The organism is Nocardia sp. NPDC058497, from assembly GCF_042720195.1.
Taxonomy (GTDB): domain Bacteria; phylum Actinomycetota; class Actinomycetes; order Mycobacteriales; family Mycobacteriaceae; genus Nocardia.
The window spans coordinates 20842-26776 of sequence record NZ_JBHXMY010000015.1 but is presented as its reverse complement, the minus strand read 5'-3'; the positions used below and the strand labels follow the sequence as shown (position 1 = coordinate 26776).

8 protein-coding genes are annotated in these 5935 nt (G+C 70.1%); 2 read left to right on the top strand and 6 right to left on the bottom strand.

All coding sequences use genetic code 11. From position 1 onward, the window contains the following. Positions 1-919, bottom strand: a 919-nt coding sequence (locus tag ACFWPJ_RS02355; protein WP_378846076.1) for a hypothetical protein, incomplete at its 3' end; no start/stop codon positions are given. Between the two features lie 103 nt (positions 920-1022). Here ACFWPJ_RS02355 and ACFWPJ_RS02350 point away from each other — a divergent pair. Both ACFWPJ_RS02350 and ACFWPJ_RS02345 read left to right on the top strand, forming a co-directional pair. Beyond that, positions 1023-1631, top strand: a complete 609-nt coding sequence (locus tag ACFWPJ_RS02350; protein WP_378846074.1) for a TetR/AcrR family transcriptional regulator — start codon at positions 1023-1025, stop codon at positions 1629-1631. A 106-nt stretch (positions 1632-1737) separates the two neighbouring features. After that, the gene (locus ACFWPJ_RS02345) at positions 1738-2490 is read left to right on the top strand and encodes an LGFP repeat-containing protein (RefSeq protein ID WP_378846072.1); all 753 of its coding nucleotides are present in this window, start codon (positions 1738-1740) and stop codon (positions 2488-2490) included. Positions 2491-2493: 3 nt separating this feature from the next. Here the strand turns inward: ACFWPJ_RS02345 and ACFWPJ_RS02340 are convergent, their stop codons facing one another. The 5 genes from ACFWPJ_RS02340 to ACFWPJ_RS02320 form a co-directional block, all read right to left on the bottom strand. Then, a complete protein-coding gene (locus tag ACFWPJ_RS02340) occupies positions 2494-2847 on the bottom strand; it encodes a YbjN domain-containing protein (RefSeq protein WP_229740157.1) in 354 nt (117 codons plus the stop codon). 74 nt (positions 2848-2921) lie between these two features. Continuing rightward, entirely contained in the window at positions 2922-3737 is an 816-nt protein-coding gene (locus tag ACFWPJ_RS02335; protein WP_378846070.1) for an isoprenyl transferase, read from the bottom strand. 121 nt (positions 3738-3858) lie between these two features. Further along, a complete protein-coding gene (gene recO / locus ACFWPJ_RS02330) occupies positions 3859-4626 on the bottom strand; it encodes a DNA repair protein RecO (RefSeq protein ID WP_378846068.1) in 768 nt (255 codons plus the stop codon). A 54-nt stretch (positions 4627-4680) separates the two neighbouring features. After that, positions 4681-5283 carry a TetR/AcrR family transcriptional regulator gene (locus tag ACFWPJ_RS02325; RefSeq protein WP_378846066.1) on the bottom strand — a complete coding sequence of 201 codons (603 nt, stop codon included), beginning with the start codon at positions 5281-5283 and terminating at the stop codon, positions 4681-4683. Further along, positions 5270-5935: alpha/beta fold hydrolase (locus ACFWPJ_RS02320; RefSeq protein WP_378846065.1), on the bottom strand; the 666-nt coding region annotated here is incomplete at its 5' end. The genes ACFWPJ_RS02325 and ACFWPJ_RS02320, both read right to left, overlap by 14 nt.

The window sequence follows — 5935 nt, the reverse complement described above, 5'->3', positions numbered from 1 at the left end:
AGCGCAGGGCGCCCACGCCGAGCAGGACGAGACCGGCCGCCGACCAGGTGAGCAGCACCGCGAGCGGGGCCAGGGCGCCCGCGCCGTCGAAGTAGGCGATCGAGCGGAGCAGGGACGCGGCCGCGCCGGGCGGGCACAGCTGGCCGATGGTGCCCCAGGGCTGCGGGAGGAGTTCGGGGGCGGAGGTGGCGGCGGAGAACGGGTTGCCGATCAGGAGCATGGTCATCGCGCCGAGGCCGATGCCGGGGCGGCCGATGGCGGCGGCCAGGCCGACGATGGTGGCGGAGACGGTGAAGGCGGCCAGGCCGGCGATGGCGGCGAGTTCCAGGTAGGAGCCGGGGACGATCGAGAGCCAGGTGTGGAAGACCAGGGTGCTCAGCAGGCCGCCTGCGATGCCGAAGGTGACCAGGCCGGTCAGGCGGGCGGCGAAGCCGGGGATCAGCAGGGTGAGCAGGACGCCTGCGGCGATGCCGGACATGACCAGGGGCAGGACCATCGAGCCGAAGCCCGCGCCGCGTGGGTCGTCGGGGTCGGTGGCGACGATGTCCTGGACCGGGGCGGCGGGGGTGCCGCTGAGCTGCTGGGCCAGGGCGGTGAGTTGCTGGGCGACGGCGGGTGAGGCGGCCGAGGCGACCATGACCTGCGGTGCGCCACCGCCGGTGACGATGGCGCCGTAGATCTCGTTGTCGGCGAGCGCGGCGCGGGCGGCGTCCGCGTCGGCGAGGGTGGTGATCTCGAAGGAGTCGGGGCTGCGTTGCTGCAGTTGCTGGGTGATCTGCGCGGACTGCGGGCCCGTGACCGCGATGGGCAGGTCACGCGGGGCCAGGTTGACGGCGGGCCAGGCGAAGGCGATCAGGAGCAGAGCCTGCAGCGCGGTGGCTGCCAGGCCGAGCGCTACGGCTCGTCGGGTGATCGTCATGGCGGTTCTCCCCTTTAAAGCGAATGTTCGTTCTTTTTGGTGATTCAACGGTGACACCACTCACCTCGCTTGTCAAGAACGGATATTCGTTTTACTTTGAGTCATGCCCCGAGTCAGCGAAGAACACCTCGAACGCCGCAGGCAGCAGATCCTCGCCGCCGCGCAGCTCTGCTTCGCCAGAAAGGGGTTTCACGAGACCTCGATGCAGGACGTGTTCGCCGAGGCGGGAATGTCCGCGGGCGCCGTCTACCGGTACTTCACCAGCAAGAACGAGATCATCGCGGCACTCGTGGTGCAGACGATGACGCCGCTGCGGGCGCAGCTGGCCGAGATCATCCGCAGCGAGATCCCGCCGACGCCTGCCGAAGTTGTGCGGCTGCTGACCACCGAGGTGATCAAGCGCGGAGGACCGGACGGGCCGCTGCGGCTGGCACCGCAGGCTTGGGCGCTGGCAATGGTCCAGCCGGAGGCGGGCATCCCCGTGCGGCACGCTATCGCGGCCATGCGCGATCTGTGGCGCGAGTACGCGGTGCGGATGCGCGAGCTCGGCTGGATTCCGGCCGATGCCGACGTGGACGCACTGGCGAAGACGATCATCGGCGTGCTACCCGGGTTCATGCTGCAGCATCTGCTGCTCGAGGACGCCGACCCGGACGAGTTCGCTCGCGGCATGGAAGTGCTGATGGCGATCAGACCGGTCGGCCGGGGTTAGCAGGCTCACTGTTACCCGTGCGGTCGAGCGGGTAGGTTCGGGTGCGGTGCCGGTCGGGGTCGAGCGCCGAAAATCACCGAACAACGATTCGACCAGGGAGTTTCCTGTGGCATTGCACCGACGAACCCTTCGATCACGCGGCCTGGCCGCCCTCGCGACCGCGACCGTGGTGGCCGTACTGCCCGCCGCCCTCGCAGGCACCGCACAGGCGCGCATGATCGGCGAATTCGAGGTGGGCGGCGCGATCGAGACCGAATACGACCAGGCGGGCAGCGCCGCGCTCGGCGACCCCACCTCCCCCGAATCCGACGCCGCGGCAGGCGGCAAGTACCAGACCTTCGCCAACAACGCGGCGATCTACTGGCACCCCGACACCAATGCCCATACCGTCGCCGGGCAGATCCGCGACAAGTTCGCCGAGCACGGCAACGAGTCGGGCAAGCTCGGCTACCCGGTCACCCGCGAGGAGTCGACGCCGGGCGGCGCCGGGCGGTTCAACCACTTCCAGAAGGGCTCGATCTACTGGTCCGTCGGCACCGGCGCGCACCAGATCAGCGGCCCGATCCGGGACAAGTGGGCCGCACTGGGCTGGGAGTCGAGCCCGCTGGGCTTCCCGCTCAGCGACGTGTCCAAGGCGGGCAAGGGCGACGGCCAGTTCTCCATGTTCCCGACCGGCGCCATCTACTGGTCCTCGTCGACCGGCGCGCACGCGGTGTGGGGCAACATCCAGGCGGACTGGATCCGCGCGGGCGCCGAGGGCGGCCGCTACGGCTACCCCACCAGCGACGAATACGACTACCAGGGCGGCAAGGCCCAGGATTTCCAGGGCGGCAAGATCACCTGGAAGCCCTCGAGCTGACGCCTACGGCGCGAGCAGGCCCTGCCTGGCCCTGCTCGCGCCGGACAGGGCGAGCAGCAGCATGGTGGTGAGGGCCTGATCGTCGAGGCCCTCGGCGGGGAACGTGTAGCGCAGGATGACGTCGCCCAGTTTGCCGCGCCCGATCAGGGTGACCGAGCCGAACTGGATCTCGTTGTTGCGCTCGGCGACGCGCTTGTGCAGCTGCGGCTTGAGGGGCCGATCCCAGGCCAGCACGCTGGTCAGCGACAGCACCGTCAGGCCGGGCGCAAGGGTGACGGCGCGGATCGAGCACAGCGCGCCGTCGTACTCGAAGCCGAGCGAGCCGTCGGCGTCGACGCGGATGTCGATGTCCTGCATCTGCAGACAGGCGCCGGCGCGCGCCTGCAGGTCGAGTTCGGGCGTGACCACCGCGTCCATCTCGGCTCCGTCGCTCATTTGGTGCCGCCGAAGCGACGATCGCGCTTGGCGTATTCCAGGCACGCGTCCCACAGGTTACGCCGATCGAAATCGGGGAAAAGCGTGTCCTGGTAGACGAATTCGGCGTACGCGGCCTGCCAGATGAGGAAGTTCGAGCTGCGGAACTCACCCGACGGACGCAGGAACAGGTCGACATCGGGCATGTCGGGTTCGTCGAGGTACCTGGCGACGGTCGCCTCGTCGATCTTCTCCGGATCGATCTCCCCCGCCGCCACCCGGCGCGCGATTTCCCGTGCGGCATCGGCGATCTCGGCGCGGCCGCCGTAGTTGACGCACATCGTCAGCGTCATGACGTCGTTGTCCTTGGTGAGCTCTTCGGCGATCTCGAGTTCCTTGATCACGCTGCGCCACAGGCGCGGCCGGCGACCGGCCCAGCGCACGCGCACACCCATCTCGTGCATCTCGTCGCGGCGGCGGCGGATCACGTCGCGGTTGAAGCCCATCAGGAAGCGGACCTCGTCGGGGCTGCGCCGCCAGTTCTCGGTGGAGAAGGCGTAGGCGGAGAGCCACTTGACGCCGATCTCGATAGAGCCTTCGACGGCGTCCATGAGCACGGCCTCGCCGCGTTCGTGACCGGCGGTGCGCGGCAGTCCGCGCTCCTGCGCCCAGCGGCCGTTGCCGTCCATCACCAGCGCGACGTGGTTGGGGACCAGCTCCGGCGGGATCGCGGGCGGACGCGCGCCGGAGGGGTGCGCGGACGGCGGGCGCACGGTGCGGGCGGCACCGGTTCCCTGCTTGGCCCCGGCGGAAGAGTCACGACGCAGAATCACGTCTTCGATCCTGCCTGATGGTCGCCCTGGACTGATTTGCGGGCGGTGCGCTGGGCGGACATTCTTCGTTCGATCGGTCGAAATCGTGACCGATCGGCGTGATAGTGAACGCTGAGCGCGGTCAGCCTGCGACGGCCGAATGGTTCGCCGCGGGGGCGGCTGACCGTTCTACCAGCGGCAATGTGCGCAGCTGGCGTTCCAGGTGCCACTGCAGGTGGGCGGCGACCAGACCGCTCGCCTGGCGGCGGACATTGTCGGGGACGGCGGCGATGTAGTCCCACTCCCCCTTCAGGAGGGCGACGAGCAGATCGAGCACACCCGGGGCCGGGGTGCTCGCGCCCGGCGGACGGCAGTGCACGCAGACCGCGCCGCCCGCCGCGACGTGGAACGCGCGGTGTGGGCCGGGGGTGGCGCAGCGGGCGCATTCGTCCAGAGCGGGCGCCCAGCCGGCGAAACCCATGGCGCGCAACAGGTATGCGTCGAGGATCAGTTCGTGCGGGCGTTGCTTGGCGGCGATGGCGCGCAGGGCGCTCGCGGTGAGCGCGTGCAGTTTCGGCGCCGGCGCGCGTTCCTCGCCCGCGAGGCGTTCGGCGGTCTCGAGGATCGCGCAGGCCGTGGTGTAGCGGCCGTAGTCGTCGATGATGTCGGCGGCGAACGCCTCGACCGTGGTCACCTGGGTGACGATGTCGAGCGTGCGGCCGGGATGCAGCTGCACGTCGATGTAGGCGAACGGCTCGAGCCGCGCCCCGAACTTCGACTTGGTGCGCCGGACCCCCTTGGCCACCGCGCGTACCAGACCGTGTTGCCTGGTCAGCAGCGTGACGATGCGATCGGCCTCGCCCAGCTTGTGCTGACGGACCACCACCGCCTCATCCCGATACAACCGCACGGGGCCAGTCTTCCACGTCGGCCCGACACCGCGGTCACGGACACGGTGGGTGGGTCAGCCCTGCCGGAGCAAGCCGGCGATGAGGAGCAGCAGCGACTGCTGCGTTTCGAGGCGGGCGCGGGCTGGGTCTTCGGCGTGGGCGACGATGAGGGAGGCTTCGGCGATCGCACTGAGCAGCAGTTGCGCGAGCACCGGGACCGGGACGGTCGCGATCAGCCCCGCGCTAGTCGCCCGGTCGAGCTGGTCGGTGATGAGGCCGAGGCCGTGGCGGGCCTCGAGTTCGCGCCACGCCTGCCAGCCGAGCACGGTGGGGGCATCGGTCAGGGCGATGCGCAGAACTTCGGGGCGGGCACAGATTTCGAGGAAACAGGCCAGGCCGGCGGTCATGCCCGCCAAGATGTCGCCGGGGTCGGTGGCGTCGAGTGCGCGTTGTACCTCGGCGGTGATCTCCCCTTCGAGCTGCTCGAGCACCGCCAGGAACAGGCCGCGCTTGTCGCCGTAGTGGTGGTGCAGGGCACCCCGGGTGACCCCGGCGGCCGCGACCAGCTGCTCGGCGGAAGTACCCGCGAAGCCGCGCTCGGCGAACAGGCTGCGGCCTGCCTGCTCGAGCGCGGCCCGGGTGGTGCGGGAGCGGTCCTCCTGACTACGGCGCTGCATGCAGCCGAGTGAACTCCACGATCAGTTCGGCGAGCAACTCCGGCTGATCCTCGGGCACGAAGGTGTAGGAATCGTCGACGGTGACCAGCTTCGCCCGTGGCAGATCGCGCACGAGTCGCTGGGCCAGCTCGATCGGGAACAGCTTGTCCTCGCGCGCCCAGACGACCAGGACCGGCAGGTCGACCGTCTCGAATTCGGTGGCGGCGGCCAGCGTCGCCTCGTTGTCCACCCCGGCGGCGAAGCGGCGCAGGTCGTCGCGAACGGCGGCCGAGTGCCGCGAGGGCAGCAGGTAGGAGTTCCGGATCTCCTGTGGCACCGGGCGTTTCGCCACCCAGCCGAAGCCGACGGGCAACCCCTGCACGAACGGCAGGCGCAGGGCGGCGGTGGCCGCGCGCACCGCGCCGGGCAGGGCGGCCGCGCGCAGCAGGGTGGCGAACGGGAACGGCGGGAACACCTCGTAGCAGTCGACGGCGGCCAGGACGACGCGGCCGATCCGCTCCGGTCGGCGGGTCATCAGAATCTGGGTGAGCGCGCCGCCGGTGTCGTTGGCGACGATCGTGACGTCGGTGAGGTCGAGCGCGTCGAGGAACTCGGCGATCAGGTCCGCGATGCCGGTGGGCGTGAGATCGGCGTCGGGCATCGGGATCGAATG

Coding starts and splice junctions, on each gene's coding strand:
- ACFWPJ_RS02350 (WP_378846074.1), top strand. CDS start 1,023: ATGCCCCGAGTCAGCGAAGAACACCTCGAACGCCGCAGGCAGCAGATC.
- ACFWPJ_RS02325 (WP_378846066.1), bottom strand. CDS start 5,283: ATGCAGCGCCGTAGTCAGGAGGACCGCTCCCGCACCACCCGGGCCGCG.
- ACFWPJ_RS02340 (WP_229740157.1), bottom strand. CDS start 2,847: ATGCAGGACATCGACATCCGCGTCGACGCCGACGGCTCGCTCGGCTTC.